The organism is Synechococcus sp. N26, from assembly GCF_900473975.1.
Lineage (GTDB): Bacteria > Cyanobacteriota > Cyanobacteriia > PCC-6307 > Cyanobiaceae > Parasynechococcus.
Window position 1 is genome coordinate 64,067 of record NZ_UCNM01000007.1, and the last position, 17,595, is coordinate 81,661.

Sequence of the window (17,595 nt, forward strand, 5' to 3'; positions counted from 1 at the left end):
CAACAACAGCTGCTTCAGGAAGCGATAAGCCCTTCGCCGGCCTGGACCTGCCAGAGGTTGGTGTAGATCCCGCCCTGGTCCACCAGGCTGTCGTGGCTGCCCTGCTCCACAATCCGGCCCTGGTCCATCACCACAATCCAGTCGGCATGGCGCACCGTGCTGAGCCGGTGGGCGATCACCACGGTGGTGCGCTGCTGGGTGATCTGCGCCAAGGAGCGCTGGATGGCGGCTTCGGTGTCGTTGTCCACCGCAGCGGTGGCTTCATCGAGCACCAACACCGGCGCATCCTTGAGGATGGCGCGGGCCAAAGCGATGCGCTGACGCTGTCCGCCGGAGAGGCGCTGCCCCCGCTCCCCCACCAGGGTGTCGTAACCCTGGGGCAAGGCGTCGATGAAGCCAGAGGCTTCCGCCAGGCGAGCGGCCTGCTCAATCGCCACCGGATCGGGATCTGCAACGCCATAGGCGATGTTCTCGGCCACGGTGCCGTGGAAGAGATACACGTCCTGACTAACCAGAGCGATGCAGCGGCGCAGGTCCTGCAGCTGCAGGGTGTCGATGGGGACCCCATCCAGACAGATGCGTCCGCCATTGCGCTCATAGAGCCGCAACAACAGCTTCACCACGGTGCTCTTGCCAGACCCCGTCGCCCCGACGATGCCGAGGGTCGATCCCGCTGGCACGGTGAGATCGAAACCCTTCAGCAGCGTTGATCGGTCGGCATAGGCGAAATCCACCGCTTCAAAGCGAATCTCACCCCTCAGCCGCTGCGGATCCACCGGCACCGTTCCTCCCTGGATCAACACCGGCGTATCGATCAGATCGAGCACCCTTCGCGTGGAGGCCATCGAGCGCTGGTACTCATCGAGGGTGCGGCCAATGGCGGTGAGCGGCCAGAGCAGCCGCTGGGTGATGAACACCAGAACGCTGTAGGTGGCCACCGGCAGTTCCCCGGCCAGGGCCTTGAACCCACCGATTAACAGAATCGCCAGGAAGGCGAACAGAATCGCGAAGCGAATCAAGGGGATGAAGGCCGCCGAGAGACGAATCGCCCGGGCATTGCTCTGGCGGTAGGCCAGGCTTTCCGCCCGCAGGCGCTCCAGCTCCAGAGCCTCAGCGGTGAAGCTCTTGATCGTGAGCATCCCCCCCAGGTTGTTGGCGAGCCTGGAGGCGAGGTCGCCCGCCCGGGCCCGCACCTCCCGATAACGAGGCTCCAGCCGGCGCTGAAAATGCAGCGACCCCCAGAGAATCACTGGGATCGGCAGGTAGGCGAAGAGGGCCACCTCCGGCGCCACCATGGCCATGCCGATGCCCACCACAAGCACCGTGGTGATCAACTGCAGGATCTGGTTGGCACCCCGATCCAGAAACCGTTCGAGCTGGTTGATGTCGTCATTGAGAACCGCCATCAGGCGACCGGTGCTGTCCTGCTCGAAAAAGGCCAGCTGCAGCTTCTGCAGATGGTCATAGGCCTCGAGCCTGAGACTGTGCTGGGTGGTTTGCGCCAGGTTGCGCCAGAGCACGTCGTAGAGGTATTCGAACAGCGACTCCGCCGCCCAGATCACAAAGGTGAGCAGGGCCAGACCCCACAGTTGCTGGCCGGCGGTCCTCAGACCGAAACCCGCCAGCACGGATTGCTCCTTGAGCAACACCACATCCACGGCCAGGCCGATCAAGATCGGCGGGGCCAGGTCGAACAGCTTGTTGAGCAGGGAGCAGATCACTGCTGCCAACACCAGGCGGCGCTGCGGCGCCAGATGGCGCAACAACCGCATCAAGGGGGAGCGATTTGCTGAAGCTTTCCTGAGGGTTCGTTCCGACACGGTTTTCACCCCTGAAGACGCACTACAACGGAACCACAACTGAAGGAGGTGCCATGAGCCGATCAAGGTCGTTCAACCGCTTTCACCGCTACCTGGCGCGGCAGAAACGCCGCGGACTGCGGGCTGTCTTGCCCCAGCTCCAGGACGCCCGTGAGCATCAAGAAAGCCCAGCCAACAGCAGTGATGGTGTGCTGCGTCGGCTGAGCTTGCGTGAAATGGAATTGGACCTGATGGAGGCCGAGGCCTGAGCCTCAGCCGCGGTAACCGCCACCACCACCACGGGGGCCGCCGGAGCGCTCCCGAGGGGTGGCTTTGCTGACACGGATCATGCGGCCCATCCACTCCACGTCCTGAAGATCGTCGATGGCTTTCTGCTCATCGGCATCGTTGACCATTTCGACGAAGGCGAAACCGCGTTTGCGGCCGGTCTCACGATCCAGGGGCAGGCTGCAGTTCTTGACCTCGCCGTACTCACTGAAGAGATCGAAGAGGTGCTCCTGCTCCGCCTGGAACGAAAGATTGCCGATGTAGATGGTCATGGACCGTGGAACCGTTGAACTTGCTCAGTCGCTTGAGCCGGTTCCGAAAGCTCGGAAAGGGCCAGTGCTCAAGCTTGAACCCGATGACGTTACAGGGCAGTCGAACGAATCAACACAAAAAAAAGAAGCAATTACGAAGACTCGCCAGCAACCGAGCCATCCACTCCATTGTCAGAAGACCCTGACGCAGGAGAGAGATGACATTCGACGGCCTTTGTTTCCAGAATCTGAGCTGGACCGCCGATGGAGAGCTAGATCCCGTGGACAAACTTGTGCTGCTCAACAACTTGATCCGGCAAGCCACGCCGAGCGAGCAGATCGAGCTGATTCAGGTGGTAGAAAAATTAGCCCTCCTTCAGCCGGAGACCGCCGTTCAGGTGAGCCATCTCTGACTGTTTTTGATCCCCGGGGATCAGAGGCTGTAGGTCTCGGCAGCCTTGGCCTTGCAGGTGGCCTGGGCCGTCTGAATCCCCGCCCCGTTCTGCACCTCGGCGAGAAAACAACGGCAGGTGTCATCCACCATTCCCTCCGGAGGAACAGTCCCAGCCCTGTGAAGCTCGGCCTTAGCGGCCGTTTTGCAGAACTGGGTGATCAGGCTGTTGTCCGAGGCTGAAGCAGCCAGAGGAGCCGACATGAGACCAACGGCCATCAGTACACGCATCAAGAGGCCTTGCTGATTTGCAGTTCGCGGTTCATCACGCGCAGGCGTTGAAGGCTGTTGAACACATCTTCCGGCATGCCCTTGGGAAGATCCACCAGGCTGTGATTGTCAAAAATCTGGATGCGGCCGATCATCCGGCCTTGCAGACCGGTCTCGCCGGCGATAGCACCCACCAGGTTGCCCGGCTTGACCCGATCGCGGTGGCCCACCTCAACGCGGTAGCGCTGCATGTTCTCCTCAGGAGCACGGGCCGGACGCTCGCGCCGCTCACGGCGGTCCCCTGAATGGCGATCGCGGTCGCGGTCATTGCGACGGGTGTTCTGAATCCAGTCGTCGTCGCCCTTACGCAACAGCGCATCGGGGCCGATGGCCAGGTTGAGTGCCGCCATGGCCAGCTGCTCGGGGCTGAGTTCAAGTTCCGTGGCTACCCGCTGCATCAATTCCTGGAGCAGGGCCGCTTCATCGGCGTCAGGGCGTTGCGATTGGGCCGCATCACTCAAACGCTTGCGCAAGCGGTCCAGCCGTCCCTGGTTGATGGCCGTGTTTCCTGGCACCTCCATCGCTTCGATCGGCTGGCCCGTAGCCCGCTCGAGGTTGCGGATGAAACGGCGTTCCCGTGGAGTCACGAACAGAACCGCTTCTCCGGTGCGTCCAGCCCGGCCCGTCCGGCCGATGCGGTGCACGTAGGCCTCGCTGTCGAACGGCATGTCGTAGTTGATCACCAGGCCGATGCGCTCCACATCGAGACCCCGTGCTGCAACGTCGGTGGCCACAAGGATGTCGACCGATCCACTGCGCAGCCGCTCAACGGTGCGTTCCCGTTGGTTCTGTGGAACATCGCCATTGAGCACCGCCACCTGATGGCCACCGGCCTCAAGGGTTTCGGCCACGGTCAGGGTGATCGCCTTGGTGCGGGCAAAGATGATCACACCCTCACCACCACAGGCATCGAGAACCCGCTGCAGGGCCTCGAGCTTGTGCGGCATCGGCACCGTGATCGAACGCTGGCGGATCCGCTTGCCTTCCTGATCCTTGGTGCGGATCGTGACCTCAGCCGGATCCTTGAGATAACGCTTGGACAGGCGACGGATCTCAGGGGGCATCGTCGCGGAGAACAGCACCACCTGGCGCTGCTCAGGAAGCTGGTCGAGAATCCACTCCACATCATCGATGAAGCCCATTCGGAGCATTTCGTCCGCTTCATCGAGCACCAGGCTGCGAAGACCGCTGGTGTCGAGCGTGCCCTGACGCATGTGGTCCATCACCCGGCCGGGGGTGCCTACCACCACATCAACCCCTCGCCTGAGGGCACTGATCTGAGAGCGGAAATCCGTGCCGCCGTACACCGCCAGCACCTTCAGATGGGGATGGCCGGCGGAATAGGCCTTGAACGATTCGGCCACCTGCATCGCCAGCTCCCGTGTGGGGGCGAGCACGAGGGCCTGGGGTGTTTTCTGGCCGCTCTCGAGACGCTCGAGCAACGGCAGGGCGAACGCTGCTGTTTTGCCGGTGCCGGTCTGGGCCTGACCCACCAGATCGCGGCCGAGCATCAGCTCGGGGAAGGCCGCCTTTTGAATGGGGGAAGGTTCGCTGTATCCCTTGTCCACCAGGGTACGGAGCAGGGCCTCACTGAAACCAAAACCGGCAAAACCGGATTCCGGTTCAGCCGATGTGATGGTGGTGGTGAACACCTCAGCATTGGTGTTGGATTCCGGCAGGTCGGACGCAGAAAGATCCACTGCGCAGGCGGAATCGTCGCGCTGCTGTTGCTGTTCAGTCATGAAAGGTGGCTTCGCCTGATTGATCTCTGAAATCAGGCTCACAACCTCCCTGCAACGTAAGAGTTGCCTTCTGGTTGTGTTGCCTACGCTTCAAAGGTTGGCAATCAAGTTATCACCCGGCCGTAATCATCCTGCAGCCGTTCGATGTCCTCTTCCCGCAGATCATCACCGTGCTGAACTTCCAGAATCAGCAGATCTGAACCGTCTGCACGGGCGCGATGCACAGCGCCGCAGGGGATCGAAAGCATGACCCCCGCACTGGCGGGATGCCAGATGTCTCCGCAGAGCAGAGCCCCCGAGCCGGACACCACGGTCCAACTTTCGCTGCGATGACGATGCCGCTGCAGCGACAACTGCTGCCCGGCACGAACCAGCAGCCGTTTGACCAAATAGTTGTCCCCCTGGGTCAGCGTTTCGTACCAGCCCCAGGGACGCTCAACCCGCATCAGTCCACCCGCGTCAGATCAGCGTCACCAGGTCAAGGCTGGCACGGGCACGGGTGATGGCTGTGTACAGCAATCGGCGTTGATGTTCTGCAGCCGGGCCATCCTCCAGGGGATCTGGCCAGAGCACGATCACCCGGTCGGCCTCACTGCCCTGGGCCCGATGGATGGTGAGCGCAACCGCCGGCTCCAGACGCCGCAAACGGGCTGGATGCAAACGGCGCACCTGCAGCTGGCCGTCCGGGTCCACCACATGAAACAACAGGCGTCGTTCAGAGCCTGCCCCGATCACAACCCCGAGGTCGCCGTTGGCCAAGCCGAGTTCCGGTTGGTTGCTGCCGCAGATCACCGGCAAGCCGATGGGCCAACGCTCGACCCTGCCGGCGGCATTGGCCCCCAGCAGCGTGCGATGCACATCATCAAGACTCCACGGACCCCGGCGACGTGGACAGAGCAACAGGTCCTGCTCGAGCAGCGCAAACAAAGGCCGGGATGCCGCCATCAGCTCCTGCTCGGTGCAGCGGTCGAGATCAACCGTTAGTGCCTGCAACTGCTGGAGGCGCTGAATCCAGCGCTGGCGCACCAAGGCAGGGAAACGACGCAGGGGCCAGGGATGCACCTGAAGATTGGCCTGCTCAGGCAGGGCGGCCAGAGCCGCTGCAAAGGCCTGCAGATCCCCCTGGCGCAGCTGTTGCGCCACCTGCGCCAAGGCACCGCGGTTGCGGTAGGTGCGCTCCAGATGCACGGCGCCGGCACCGAAACGACCGCGCACGTCCGACTGCTGCAGCCGATGCCAGACCGCTCCACTCCCCACCGGCGGCAACTGAGCTGGATCCCCCACCAACAGCAGCCGGCAACCACTGGGCAACGCCTCCAACAGAGCCTGGGTCAAGGCCAGATCCAGCATCGACATCTCGTCGATCACCAGCAGATCCAGCTCCAGGGGACGCTGGCGGTGCCTGCCGAAGCCACGGCTTCCGGCCTCCAACCAGCGGTGGAGGGTGCTGCAGGGCAACGGAGCCCGCTGCGCCATCACCGCATCTCCCAGGCGCCGGGCCGCCTTGCCGGTGGGGGCCGCCAAACCGATGCGCAGGCCGGGATGGCGGGCTTCCGCCCGGGCCAGAATCTCCACCACCGTGCTGGTTTTGCCCGTGCCCGGACCACCGCTGAGCAGCACAACCGAGGCCTGATCCAGGGCGCGCACGGCGGCGCACTGTTCAGCGTTGAGAAGATCCGACAGCTCGGGATCGACAGCCTCGACGGGTTTGGGAAGCGGAGCATGGGCCCGCTCCACCAGCTCGGCCACCACCTGCTCCATGGCCTGCAACCAGCGGCGCCAACCCAGCCGATCACCCTGGAGCAGCAGGGGGGAGGCATCCCCCTCCAGCCATCCACTGGCTTGGGCAGCTGCCAGCCGCTCCGGCGTCAGCGCCACCGTCAACTCCCCCTGCTCCAGGGCCAGCACCAGATCGCGGCTGAGCTCCTCCAAGGCGGGGCCATCAGCCCGGGGCGGGATCCGTCGCCGCAGGGCGGCATGGAGTCCGGCCGTAAAGCTGGAGGGCCAGGTGCTGGTTCCCTGGGGCAGCAGCTCCGTCACGCCGGAACCTCCCCCAGGGCTTGATCCAGGGCCGCGATGCGATTGAGCGGCACGGGTTCAACGATGCGCCCCGGCCCAACAGCATTATCCGGAGAGGCAATCACTGCTCCGGGCATCCCCCGCAGGAAGCAGTAGACGTAGCCCCCCAGATGCTGTTCCGGGTCGTAATCCGGCAGCCGCCAACGCAGATGGCGATGCAGAGCCACCAGGTAGAGGTGGGCCTGCAGGGGGTAGTGGTGGTGCGACATCTGCTCCTCCATCGCCTCCTGGGAGTAGTGATGCGGACCGCACAGCCCAGGCTCAGCACCGGTGCGCCGTTCACCGATCCAGTTGCTCTTCCAGTCGAGAACCCACCAGCGTTGGTGATGGGGGTCCTGGAAGACCAGATCGATGGAACCGGTGAGAAACCCACGGCTGTTGATCGAGAGCGATGCCAGCGCCGGGCTGTAGGTGCGGCCAAAACGGGCCTCGGCATCACAACCGAAGGCGGCCACCAGATCGGCCGTGCGCACGTGCTGCACCGGCAGATCAAAACTGAGTTCAGGCAGGCGCTGGTGCGGCCCCAGCCGATCCAGCGAGAACGCTCCCAGCGGTCCCCCCAGGGGCGTCTGCAACACCTGCTCCAACCCCGTCAACACATCGTTCTGAAGATCGGGATCAAGCCCGGCCCTGCGCAACTCGGCAGCGATCAGCTCGAGCCGTTGGCGGGGCTCAGAAGCCTCCGCCGCAGAGAAGGGGAACTGTTCGAGGATCCGGTGCAGGCAGTCCCCGGCCCCGGCCCCACGCGGAAAGGCCGCCAGCGGCCCCGTCTCGGACCATGCCGGTTCTGCCCTCGCCGCCGTCGATTCCACCGCCGATTCCAACGTCGATTCCTCGGCGCCGGGATCGCGATCACGACCCTGTTCATGCAGCTGAACGTCGTCGGATGAGGCAATCCAGGCCGAGTAACTGGCCCGGCCCCAGCTCCGGTCGATCCGCTTGGGGATGGAACCAAGGGCCAACGGCTCGGCCCGCAGCGGAGACCGCCAACGCTTGCCGCTGGGCTGGCTCTGGGCCAGGCCATCGATGCTGATCGGAACCTGTCGCTCTGCCAGGGCTTGGCTCAGCCGCTCATCAGTGAGGCTGTCGATCGCATCCCCAGCGGCCTGAGCACCGAACAACCAGGCGGGCAGGGGGGAATCCTCCTGGCCGTTGGCCTGGGCCCAGATCAGAACCAACTGGGATTGGGCTCGGGTCACCGCCACATAGGCCAGCCGCTCGGCCTCGGCCGCAGCCTCCCGCTGCGCCTGTTGCGCCGCCTGCCAGCCCTCCCCCCAGTGGACATCCACCCGAAGCAGGCACTCTCCGGAGCGGGGGTCACGCCAGAGCGGACCGGATACAGCTGGGGGGGACTGCCAGAGGTAGGGGCAGATCACCACCGGATATTCCAGACCCTTGCTGCGGTGGACCGTGACCACGGCAATGGCGCTGTCGGCCTGATCGCTATGAGGCTGGCGAGCCTCAGGCACCGGCTGGCTGGGGTGCAACCGCTCCCTCCGCAACCAATCCGCCGCGGTGGCCACATCAAGCCCATGGCGGTGCATCGCCTCCTGCACCAGCCGCGCCGCCTGCTGCAGATCCCCCAGCATCCGGCCCCGTTCCGACAACCCCGCCATCTGTTCACCCTTGAGCAGATCGGCCAGCGCCCCGAGCAGGCCCAACCGCGGCATCGCCTCAGCCAAACCGCGCAACTGCAGCGCCAGCTGATCCAACAGGGCCGGCTCCAGGGCATCGGGCGCGATGGTCATCAGTCCCGAGCAGGCCAGCAGACGCAAGCGAGCGTCATCGCCCGGTTCCGCAAGGGCATCGAGGAACCACTGCAACAGCAGGGCAGCTTCACTGTCGAGAACATCCCCCTGAGTCACCAGGCGGGTGGGGAGTCCGCAGACCCCAAGGGCGCGGCGCAGGTCTTCCGCCTGTTGATGACGACTCACCAGCACGCAGAGATCTGCAGGGGTGAGGTCGTCCCGTTGCTGCAGTTGCTCCAGCACCATCGCGGCGAGCCGCTGGGGCAGCTCTGCTTCCAGGGCACTGCGGCTGGAGGGCGCCTCGGTGGAGAGCAGCAGCAGTTGCAACGCCGGGGCGTCCTGCGGTGGGGTGGCGGAGCTGCGGGGCTGCACCGCGGGCACAGGCAGTTCAGATCGGGGGAGCCCCGGAGCCATCAAGCGGTTCAACCCCTCCATCAGCGGTGCCGTTGTGCGGAAGTTGTCGAGCAGGTGATCGATCCGCTCCACCTGATCCCGCGCTGCCATGTAGGTGGCCAGATCACCACCCCGGAATCGGTAGATCGCCTGCTTGGGATCCCCCACCATCAGCAGCAGGTGGCGTTCACCACCACCGAAGGCGCGATCCAGCAGACGCCACTGCACGGGGTCGGTGTCCTGAAACTCATCCACCATCACCGCCCGATAACGCTGTTGCAGAGGAGCAAGCCAGGCAACGTCGCCATCGCCGGGGTCCATGGCAGCCAACAAGCCGCCAAAGGTGATCACCCCGCGGCGGCGACGGCGGCGGTCCAGCTCCTGCAAACCCCGCTCCAGCAGGTACTGCCAGGTGCGCTCAATCGGTGCATCCCAGAGCGCCGCAACAGCGGCCTGCAGAGCCGGCGTCACCAGGCTGGGGTCGGTCTCACCGCACTTGCGCGCGACCTTGCACCAACTGCCGGGGTGGAAGTACTCCTTCAGCGGCTTCTCATGGGCGGCAATCTCCAGCAGTGACGGCACTGCGGTCTGCCCATGCAGCCACTGGTTGATCTGCGCGCAGCGATCGCTCTTAGGCTTGGCCGAATAAGGGGTGGTGGTTCCACAGCCCTGGGCTTTCCACTGCTCGGCCGCCTGACGGAACCCTGCATCCAGGGCGGCATGGTCCCGCTGCCAGAGCGGCACGAAGTCATCCCAGAGCTGCGCAAGCCAGTGCTTTAGTTGTGGGGCAAGGGGCTGGTCGAGATCGATCACCCCATCAACGTCCCTGAACCGCGGCTGCTGTTCGCCATCGAGTTGCGCCAAGCCCCTGCGCAGGGTCTGGGGCGAGAGCCCGCGTTGACGCAACGCCTTGAACTGATCCGGCGGCAGGTTGAGCAGCTCCTGTTGCCAAAGGTCCTGAACCACCTCGGCCTGGAGCGCGGTGGCGTCGGTGTCCAGCTGAGGCTCCATGGCCGCAGCGTTGCTGAGGGCCAGACGGCGCAGACTGCGGCGGCAGAAGCCGTGGATGGTGGTGATGTCGGCCCTGTCCAACTGCTCCAGGGCCACCAGCAAGCGCCGAATCCACCGCTGACGCGCCTCCCCTGGTTCGGAACCCGACAGCCAGTCCGCCAGGACGGGGTCTGGAGCGGAAGCCTCCATCTCCTGCTCCAGCTGCTCGAGACCCTGCAACGCCTGTTGCAGCCGCTGGCCGATGCGGGAGCGCAGCTCTTCGGCCGCCGCATCGGTGAAGGTCACCACCAACAACGCTTCGAGGGCGTGGTCGGCCTCCGTGATCAGCCGCAGGCAGAGATGCGCCAGAGCAAAGGTTTTGCCGGTGCCAGCGCTGGCCTCAAGCAGGCGGACCCCAGGGCCGAGGGGGTAGGTGTTGGCATCGAAGCGCTGGGCCATGGATGGAGTCTGCTCAACTTCGGCCTCAAAACCAGTGTTAACTTCCATGAAGCAGCCGGCGAAAGCTGCGAACTGGACTGGGTGTTGTCACACCCCAGAACAGAAGACGACCTGAGCGGGGGCCTGAAGAACCCTCGCTTTTTTATGGGCTTGTGAACGGATGCCACCCAACCCTTGAGAGAACAGGGGCTTGTGCGGGTGCGGGGCCATCAGGCCAACACGTTGGTGAAAGCCACCGGCCTGTTGTGTCCCCCGAACGTCGTCAGAAATTGGCCCAGCTGCTGGTGCGCAAAGCCGCCGCCGTTGAAAGCATCAACCAGGAACATCGGGCCTACTTCTTCCGCCGTCAGGCCGGCGAGCCCATGGTGATTTCCAACGAACGCATGCGCGAAATGCTCGACGAGCTGTTCGACTAACGCAGCTGGGCCAGAAGGGGGCCGTACAGCAGCTGACACGCCTCCTGGAATCCGGCCTCATCCATCAATTGCTCCGCAGCGATCTCCGTGCCGAAGCAGAGCTGCATCACCGGGGTGGCCCCTTCGTCCTGCCAGGTCTTGCGGAAGTCCTGCGGCCCCTCCCCCGGTTTGCGCCGGTCTTTAGCCACCATCTGCCAGCCGCTCTTCGGGGGGACCGGCCAGCACCGCTCCAGCCCCTGTTGCGCCAGCCGCGCCAGCTGCTGCAGCTGGTGCTCGGCTTCAGCCGTCGGCAACGCCGACCAGCGCAAGTGCACCTCGGCGCCGGCAACCCGGGTGCTGCGGGCCACCACCGCTGAGCCGGCAGCAGGCGCCAATCCCTCAGCGCACAGCAACAGATGCTGCAACCAGCCGCGCATCACCGCCGCGGCCGTGAGCATGCCGGGCTGCACCACCACCTGGGTGTCGCCGGCGTAGAGCAGGGGCATCGGCAGACCGGCGAGCACAGGCACCTCCCGGCGGCAGGGACCAAGCGATGCCAGCTGCCGTTGCAGGGCCTGCCAACGCTGCTGCAGTTCCTCTTGCTCAAGGGCCGCACCAGCCCCCGCCGGCAGCACACCCTGGCCCGCCAGCGACGTCGTCCAATCCGGAGCCGATCCAAGAATGAACTGCTCCTCAAGCTCGTGGTTGAGCAGCAAATAGCGCTGCAGGCCCTCCAACTCGAGCGCCTCAAGATCCTCCACCGCCTCAATGCCTTCCCCAGGCCGCAACCCCCGTGCCTGCAACCAGGCCTTCTGGGGCTGCTGCATCCAGGCCAGCAAGGCTTCAGGGTCCAAGGCCAGGTCGTCTCGGTCACGTCCCTCGGCCTCTACCTCGTCATCGACATCGTTCAGGTCCTGCTGCCAGAGCGATGCCCAGGCCAGCCCCTGGACCTGATCCGACACCGGAGCACGATCCAGGCAGCGCCGGGCCTCCAGCTGGCGGCGATCACAGCTGAGCGGCGCCTCGGGCCGAAAGTTCTCTCGGGAGAGGGGGTTGGCCGCCGGCGTGATCAACAACCCCTCCGTGGAGGAACCGGCCCGTTGCAACTGCTCCTGCAGCACCGCAAGCCACTGTTCCACCGGCGCAGCAGGCGGCTGGGGCTCACCGGTGCGCTCCAGCCGCCCGCACCAGCTGATCAGCAGATGACGGCGTGCCGACATCAAGGCCTCCAGCAGCACGTAGCGGTCCTGGTCGCTGCTGCGGGGATCCCCCAGGCGCCGTTGCTGCTCGAGCAGATGAAAGCCAGGGCGGCGGCTCGGGCGTGGAAAGTCGGCGCTGTCGAGGCCCATCAAAACCACCACCTTGTGGGGGATCGCCCGCATCGGCTCCAGGGCACTGATGGTGAGGGCGCCACTGCGGTGACCGAAGCGACCACTGTCCACCGACAAGGCCTCCTGCAACACCTCCAAGGCCACGGCTGCATCGAGGTCCAGAGGGCAGTCATGGGCCCGCAATCGCCACTCCTCAAGGGCTGCCGCCCAGCTCTGCGACTCATCGGCCCAGGCCCCACCCTCAGCGAATAGCTCCTGCAACAGGGACTGCAGCAGCTGCACCCAGTCATGGCAAGGCCGGGGCTGTCGCAAGCGATCGAGCATCCGCGCCAAACGGTCCAGCAAAGTCCACCAGCGCACCAGGCGATCGGGATCCAGCTCCTGCTGGAACGGTGCCGCCCCTGCTGGAGCCAGGCCCGGCTCCACCGGCAGCACCAGGCCCAGCAGCCAACGGTCGAGACACCAACGCAGGCTGTGCACCTCGTCCCCGCCCCGCTCGCGGGCATCCAAGCCCCAGCGAAAACCGCTGCGTTGCAGTGTCTGGGTGATCAGCACCGCCTCCTCCGGCGTGAGTCCCTGCTGGCCCTGCAGGGCCGGATTGGCCAGCAGACGTTCCAGCCCCGTGGCGGTGAGGCGTGTGGCAGCCAGCTCCAGCAGCGTGAACATCGCCATCGACAACCCTGGACTGCTCTGCTGACTGCGGTCAGTGAGGCGCCAGGGCAAATCGACACCGATGGCCGCCGTGTCGTTGAACACGGAGCTGAGCAGCGGTGCATAGCGCTCAATCTGCGGCGTCATCACCAGCACGTCGCGGGGCGCGAGATCGGGATCGGCCGCCAGCCACTGCAGGATGCGATCACGCACCAGTTGCACCTCCCGCCAAGGCCCCGGTGCCGCCTGAAACAACAGCGACTGATCGTCGGAAGAACGCTCAAGTGCGGGAACGCTGTCGGCATCCACCAGCTGCTGCTGAAGCTGATCGAGCAGGGTGGGCTGGCGCTCTTCCGCTGCGGCCATCTGCAGAGAACCAGCAAACAGATCCCCCTCGCTTCGCTCCCCCAGCTGCGCTTCACCGGAGCCCTCCAGCAACTGCTGAAATTCGGCACCCATCCGCCCAAGCACGGCCTCCAGGCGCGGCGCCTCCGCCAACCAGCCCCCATCGGGCGGAACCAGCCAGTCATCCCCCATCGAGGCACGCCGACTGCCGCAGCGCTGCCACAGATCCGGACACGGGGTGAGCAGGTAGATCTCCACCTCCATCAGACCGGACAAGGCCTGAATCAGATCCACCTGCACCGGTGCCAGGGCACTGATGCCAAACAGCCGCAGCCGCTCCGGCAGCAGGGCTGGATCAACGTCTCCTCGCCGGAGACGATCGACGGCCTCACGCACCTGCAGGCCAAAGGGAGCCCGGGGAAGCCGTTGGGCCAGCAGTCGCCAAAGCACGGGCTGCCAGTCGTCATCGGGCCGCGGCCGTTTCCACTGCTCCAGTTGATCGGGGCGGTAGAGGGCGTAATCGTCCATGGCATCGGCGATGGTGCGTGCCAGCTGCCAACGGTCCCGCGTCAACCCCGAGGCGGTTCCTTCACGCTGGGTAAGCCAGGTCCGTAGCGGCTGGGCGACGGGCTGCTCCAACAGCTCCGGCAGCAGCTCGAGCACAGCCCACACCAGCTGGCCCGCCCGCCAGGGATCGTCCTCTTGCGCGGGGAGATGCAGCACCTGGCGCACCAGCTGCCGCAGGCGACTACCCGGGAAGGGGAAGCGCACCAGGGAACTAATGCCGTTGGCCATGGCCAGCTGTTCCCCCAACCATCGGCTGGTGGGCCAGGTGTTGACCATCACCTCCACCGTTTCAAGGGGGCCCGGCTGCTGCTCGATCAACTGACGGGAGAGCAAGCGAGCCAGAAATTCAGCCCTGTTGCTTCGATAAACCGTCAGCAAGGGCCAACTCCAGCCAGTACGGCATCGGTTGCAGCTCCTTCAACCTGAACGACCGCATCGGTTTGCGGACAGTAGGCCGATAAACAACCGCCGTAGACCGCACCGGTGTCGATCAGAACAATCGCGCCAAGGCGATCCACCTGGGGACGGGGCGTATGGCCCACAACAACCTGGCCAAAACGACCGTCATAGGCCTCCCAGAAGGGATCACGAATGGAGAGGTCCGGTTGACCCGCTGCATCGAACCCGGCATGGGTGGCGCACCAACCGTCACCGCGATAGACGAGCGGGAGCTGTTGCAGGCGCGGCAACCATTGGCGAGCGCTGCTGTCGCCCAACTGGGCATAGGTGGCGTGCTGACTCAAGCCGTCCCTGGATTCCAGGGCATCAATGAGGTCTTGCTCATGGTTCCCGCGCAGCCACGTGGCACGGCCGGCCTGGACCAGATCCCAGACCAGATTCATCGTGGCGGGAATGGCCTCACCACGGTTGATCACATCCCCGCAGAAGACCAGATGGTCGTTCGGCGGCAGGGTGGCGAGCAGTTGGCATAGGGGCTGATGGCAGCCATGCACATCTCCAATCACCCAGTGCCAGCGGCTGTGCAGGTTCAAAGCAACAACCTGGAGATGCGTCAATTCTGATGCTCAGCCAGGCAGCGCCAAGAATCCGGCATGCAGATCAGAACAAACCGAGAAAGCGCTTGCGTTCCTTGGGTTGGCTCGGGTCTGGCTTGGGTTTTTCGGGGGTTTCCCTGCGGTAGCGGGGCTTGGCATCACCAACGGTGACCAGGGGATCGTTGTTCTTGAACCAGATCCAGTCGCGAATCGGCGGCGTCTCCGTGAGATCACGGCGGGTCAGCCCCAACCCCAGCTTGGCCGAAGCCCCCAGCAGGATGTCTACCATCGCGTCCCCATCGGGACAGGTGGCCAAGGCCTTGTTGGTTTTCTCCGCACCATCGAGGGCCTGCACCAGGAGTGCAATGCGCTGCTGAACGGGAAGGGAACTGGGATTCATCAGACGGCACCGGCAAGTGCATCGGGAATCCCCGCGGAGGGAGCTTCAAAGGTCCCCACAGCCACGTACTCCAAACGGAGTTTGAGGAAAGTGATGAAGGTGGGATCGGTGGACACCACAGCGGCAGCGGGCTGGGGAATGGTTGCCTTGAGCTCAGCCAGCTCAGGAGAAGAGAGGAAAGCCGGTTGCTTCACCAGCCAGAAATCGATGGTCTTGCCGGTTTCGGCGTAGTTGCGTTGGCGCTCCCGCAGCACTTCCTCCAACGGCTCCTCCACGGTGAGGAAGCGCTCGCTGGCTGCAACGAAGTGATAGGTGGTCATCCGGGCGCCTGTCCGAAAAGGGGATCAAGGCGGGGATTCTGAACCAAGACCTTCATATCCCGCACAGCCTGTTGCAGTCCGACGGCGACAGAGCGGGCCACGATCGTGTGGCCAATGTTGAGTTCTTCCATCCCAGGGATGGCCGCGATGGGCTCAACGTTCTGATACGTGAGGCCATGGCCGGCATTGACCCGCAGACCGAGCTGCCGAGCGATGGCCGTCCCCTCCTGCAAGCGCGCCAGCTCCTGGGGCTGGGTGCTCCAGTCGGCATCGGCATAGCGCCCGGTGTGCAATTCCACCCAGCAGGCCCCCGTGGCTTTGCAGGCCTGGAGTTGGGTGGCCTCCGGATCCACAAACAGGCTCACAGGTATCCCGGCGGCCTGAAGGGTTTGCACCATGGCCCCCAGGGAGGCCTCTTGTCCGGCCACATCCAGGCCCCCCTCCGTGGTGACCTCCTCCCGCCGTTCCGGCACCAGGGTGACCATGTCGGGCTTGATCCGCAGCGCAATCGCCACCATCTCCTCGGTGGCGGCCATTTCCAGGTTGAGGCGGGAGCGCACGGTCTGGCGCAGCAACTCCACATCCCGATCCTGGATGTGACGCCGGTCTTCCCTCAGATGCACGGTGATCCCATCGGCCCCACCGAGTTGAGCCAGCAGTGCCATCGACACCGGGTCTGGCTCGACGGTCCGCCGCGCTTCACGGATGTTGGCAATGTGGTCGATATTGACGCCGAGGCTGGCCATGTCGGGGCAGTCGTTGGCCGGATCCTATGCAGCTTTGCCTGGGGGATTTAGGTTCTCAGGCATCGAATCCGATCAGCCCGTTGCAAGCGGCTCTGGCGACCCGAGAAAACAGTCTGCGTGTCGGCATCGACAGCTTCTGGGCCCCCCTGGCGATGTTCACAACCCAGGATCTGGTGCTGCGCCTTCAATTCCGTGAGCGTCTGGTGCTCAACCCAGAGCATCTCCCCCATCAGGGCCCGGTGCTGCTGGCACCGACGCACCGCGCCCGCTGGGATGCCCTGATGCTGCCGATGGCCGCTGGCCGTCGGGTCAGTGGCCGCGACTGCCGCTTCATGGTGACCACCACCGAAATGCGGGGGCTGCAGGGCTGGTTTCTGCAACGGCTCGGCTGCTTCCCGGTGGACCAGGGACGGCCTTCGATGACCACCCTGCGTCTGGCCATCGACCTGTTGGACGACGGACAGCAAGTGGTGATGTTCCCCGAAGGCAGGATTCACCGGCAGGACGCGGCGATTGAGCTGCGGCCCGGCCTGGTGCGTTTGGCCCAACTGGCCCAGAGCCGCGGCGTTTCCGTTCCTGTGGTTCCCGTTGGCTTGGGCTACAGCCAGGCCCCACCGAGGCCCTTCGTCGGGCAGCGCTCTGTTTCGGAGCACCGCTCAGCGTGCCAGCCAAGGGAGACCGGGAAGCGACGCGGCAGTTCAACAGCGAACTCGCTGCGGCGATGCATACGGCTGAACAAGCGGCCCGTGCTGCCGTTGGCCGACCGCTTCAGAGCTTCTAAAGTCCACCCACGTTTTCTTGCTGGTCTCATGGGTTGTCGCGCATTGCTGACGACTGCTGCACTGGTGGCAACCCTGGGCGTCACTGCAGCTCCCGGCATCGCCCAAACCTCAGCCGAGAACCGCGTTCTGGCTCAGAGCCAGGGTGGATTCAACACGGCGGTCGTTCGTTCGATGCTGGCTGAGGGCGATGCAGCAGCCAGCCGGGGAGACCTGGCCGAAGCGCGGGCTGATTACGACAAAGCCCGCAAAGCCTCCAAGCAACTTCTTGCCTTCTATCGCGACCTGAGCGGTGCCTTCCGGGGCCTTGATGCTCGGATCCCCCGTGAGATGGACACCAAGGGCCGTGAAGCCCTGGAACTGCTGGCGGAAACCAACCTCCGCCTGGCAGCTCTGTTCCGCCGTCAGAACCAGCCCGAAGTGGCTGTTCCTGTGCTTGTCGAGGTGGTCAAGCTGATGACGCCGGCTAAACCCCAGGGTCAGAAGGCCTATCAGAGCCTGCTGGAACTGGGCTTTGTTGAAACCGAATTCCGGGGTGCATCAACAGCCGGGCAATGAGCCGGTCTGTCAGCATCTGAGTCAGTCCCCTTTTGCAC

Annotated in this window: 16 protein-coding genes and 1 pseudogene; 5 read left to right on the top strand and 12 right to left on the bottom strand. The window is 64.8% G+C overall.

Annotated elements, in window-relative coordinates; all coding sequences use genetic code 11:
- Positions 1–14: 14 nt before the first annotated feature.
- Entirely contained in the window at positions 15–1,772 is a 1,758-nt protein-coding gene (locus DXY33_RS04840; protein ID WP_170950949.1) for an ABC transporter ATP-binding protein, read from the bottom strand.
- Between the two features lie 101 nt (positions 1,773–1,873).
- Between DXY33_RS04840 and DXY33_RS04845 the strand changes: the two genes are divergently transcribed.
- Positions 1,874–2,068 (top strand): hypothetical protein, encoded by a 195-nt coding sequence (locus DXY33_RS04845; RefSeq protein ID WP_115131979.1) that lies wholly within the window; start codon positions 1,874–1,876, stop codon positions 2,066–2,068.
- Between the two features lie 3 nt (positions 2,069–2,071).
- On the opposite strand, the gene DXY33_RS04850 is transcribed toward DXY33_RS04845, so the two are convergent.
- A complete protein-coding gene (locus DXY33_RS04850) occupies positions 2,072–2,359 on the bottom strand; it encodes an RNA-binding protein (RefSeq protein WP_011364605.1) in 288 nt (95 codons plus the stop codon).
- A 197-nt stretch (positions 2,360–2,556) separates the two neighbouring features.
- Here DXY33_RS04850 and DXY33_RS04855 point away from each other — a divergent pair, with 197 nt between their 5' ends.
- On the top strand, positions 2,557–2,751 hold the full coding sequence (locus DXY33_RS04855; protein ID WP_115131980.1) for a hypothetical protein: 195 nt from the start codon (positions 2,557–2,559) through the stop codon (positions 2,749–2,751).
- Positions 2,752–2,771: 20 nt separating this feature from the next.
- On the opposite strand, the gene DXY33_RS04860 is transcribed toward DXY33_RS04855, so the two are convergent.
- From DXY33_RS04860 to DXY33_RS04880, 5 genes are all read right to left on the bottom strand, one after another.
- Positions 2,772–3,008: a hypothetical protein gene (locus tag DXY33_RS04860; RefSeq protein ID WP_244275865.1), complete on the bottom strand. Its 237-nt coding sequence runs from the start codon at positions 3,006–3,008 to the stop codon at positions 2,772–2,774.
- An 11-nt stretch (positions 3,009–3,019) separates the two neighbouring features.
- Entirely contained in the window at positions 3,020–4,801 is a 1,782-nt protein-coding gene (locus tag DXY33_RS04865) for a DEAD/DEAH box helicase (RefSeq protein WP_115132234.1), read from the bottom strand.
- A gap of 104 nt (positions 4,802–4,905) precedes the next feature.
- Positions 4,906–5,247 carry a phosphomannose isomerase type II C-terminal cupin domain gene (locus tag DXY33_RS04870; RefSeq protein ID WP_115131982.1) on the bottom strand — a complete coding sequence of 114 codons (342 nt, stop codon included), beginning with the start codon at positions 5,245–5,247 and terminating at the stop codon, positions 4,906–4,908.
- A 13-nt stretch (positions 5,248–5,260) separates the two neighbouring features.
- Positions 5,261–6,841 (bottom strand): ATP-dependent RecD-like DNA helicase, encoded by a 1,581-nt coding sequence (locus tag DXY33_RS04875; RefSeq protein WP_115131983.1) that lies wholly within the window; start codon positions 6,839–6,841, stop codon positions 5,261–5,263.
- The gene (locus tag DXY33_RS04880) at positions 6,838–10,518 is read right to left on the bottom strand and encodes a UvrD-helicase domain-containing protein (protein WP_244275866.1); all 3,681 of its coding nucleotides are present in this window, start codon (positions 10,516–10,518) and stop codon (positions 6,838–6,840) included. The genes DXY33_RS04875 and DXY33_RS04880 overlap by 4 nt, the downstream gene beginning before the upstream one ends.
- A 197-nt stretch (positions 10,519–10,715) precedes the next feature.
- Here DXY33_RS04880 and DXY33_RS12660 point away from each other — a divergent pair, with 197 nt between their 5' ends.
- Positions 10,716–10,886: a hypothetical protein gene (locus DXY33_RS12660; RefSeq protein ID WP_006851171.1), complete on the top strand. Its 171-nt coding sequence runs from the start codon at positions 10,716–10,718 to the stop codon at positions 10,884–10,886.
- Here DXY33_RS12660 and DXY33_RS04890 read toward each other — a convergent pair.
- From DXY33_RS04890 to DXY33_RS04910, 5 genes are all read right to left on the bottom strand, one after another.
- Positions 10,883–14,137, bottom strand: coding sequence for an exodeoxyribonuclease V subunit gamma (locus tag DXY33_RS04890; protein ID WP_115131986.1), 3,255 nt, complete (start codon positions 14,135–14,137; stop codon positions 10,883–10,885). The two genes, DXY33_RS12660 and DXY33_RS04890, sit on opposite strands and share 4 nt — an antisense overlap.
- The gene (locus tag DXY33_RS04895; RefSeq protein WP_115132235.1) at positions 14,131–14,751 is read right to left on the bottom strand and encodes a metallophosphoesterase; all 621 of its coding nucleotides are present in this window, start codon (positions 14,749–14,751) and stop codon (positions 14,131–14,133) included. The genes DXY33_RS04890 and DXY33_RS04895 overlap by 7 nt, the downstream gene beginning before the upstream one ends.
- 67 nt (positions 14,752–14,818) lie before the next feature.
- Positions 14,819–15,154: a hypothetical protein gene (locus DXY33_RS04900; protein WP_114987829.1), complete on the bottom strand. Its 336-nt coding sequence runs from the start codon at positions 15,152–15,154 to the stop codon at positions 14,819–14,821.
- A complete protein-coding gene (locus tag DXY33_RS04905) occupies positions 15,154–15,474 on the bottom strand; it encodes an MgPME-cyclase complex family protein (protein WP_114987831.1) in 321 nt (106 codons plus the stop codon). The genes DXY33_RS04900 and DXY33_RS04905 overlap by 1 nt, the downstream gene beginning before the upstream one ends.
- Positions 15,471–16,220 (bottom strand): pyridoxine 5'-phosphate synthase, encoded by a 750-nt coding sequence (locus DXY33_RS04910; RefSeq protein WP_115131987.1) that lies wholly within the window; start codon positions 16,218–16,220, stop codon positions 15,471–15,473. Before DXY33_RS04910 ends, DXY33_RS04905 begins: the two co-directional genes overlap by 4 nt.
- A 26-nt stretch (positions 16,221–16,246) precedes the next feature.
- Here DXY33_RS04910 and DXY33_RS04915 point away from each other — a divergent pair.
- A pseudogene (locus DXY33_RS04915) lies at positions 16,247–17,001 on the top strand (lysophospholipid acyltransferase family protein).
- A 28-nt stretch (positions 17,002–17,029) separates the two neighbouring features.
- A complete protein-coding gene (locus DXY33_RS04920) occupies positions 17,030–17,557 on the top strand; it encodes a hypothetical protein (RefSeq protein ID WP_115131988.1) in 528 nt (175 codons plus the stop codon).
- The last annotated feature ends 38 nt before the right edge of the window (positions 17,558–17,595 follow it).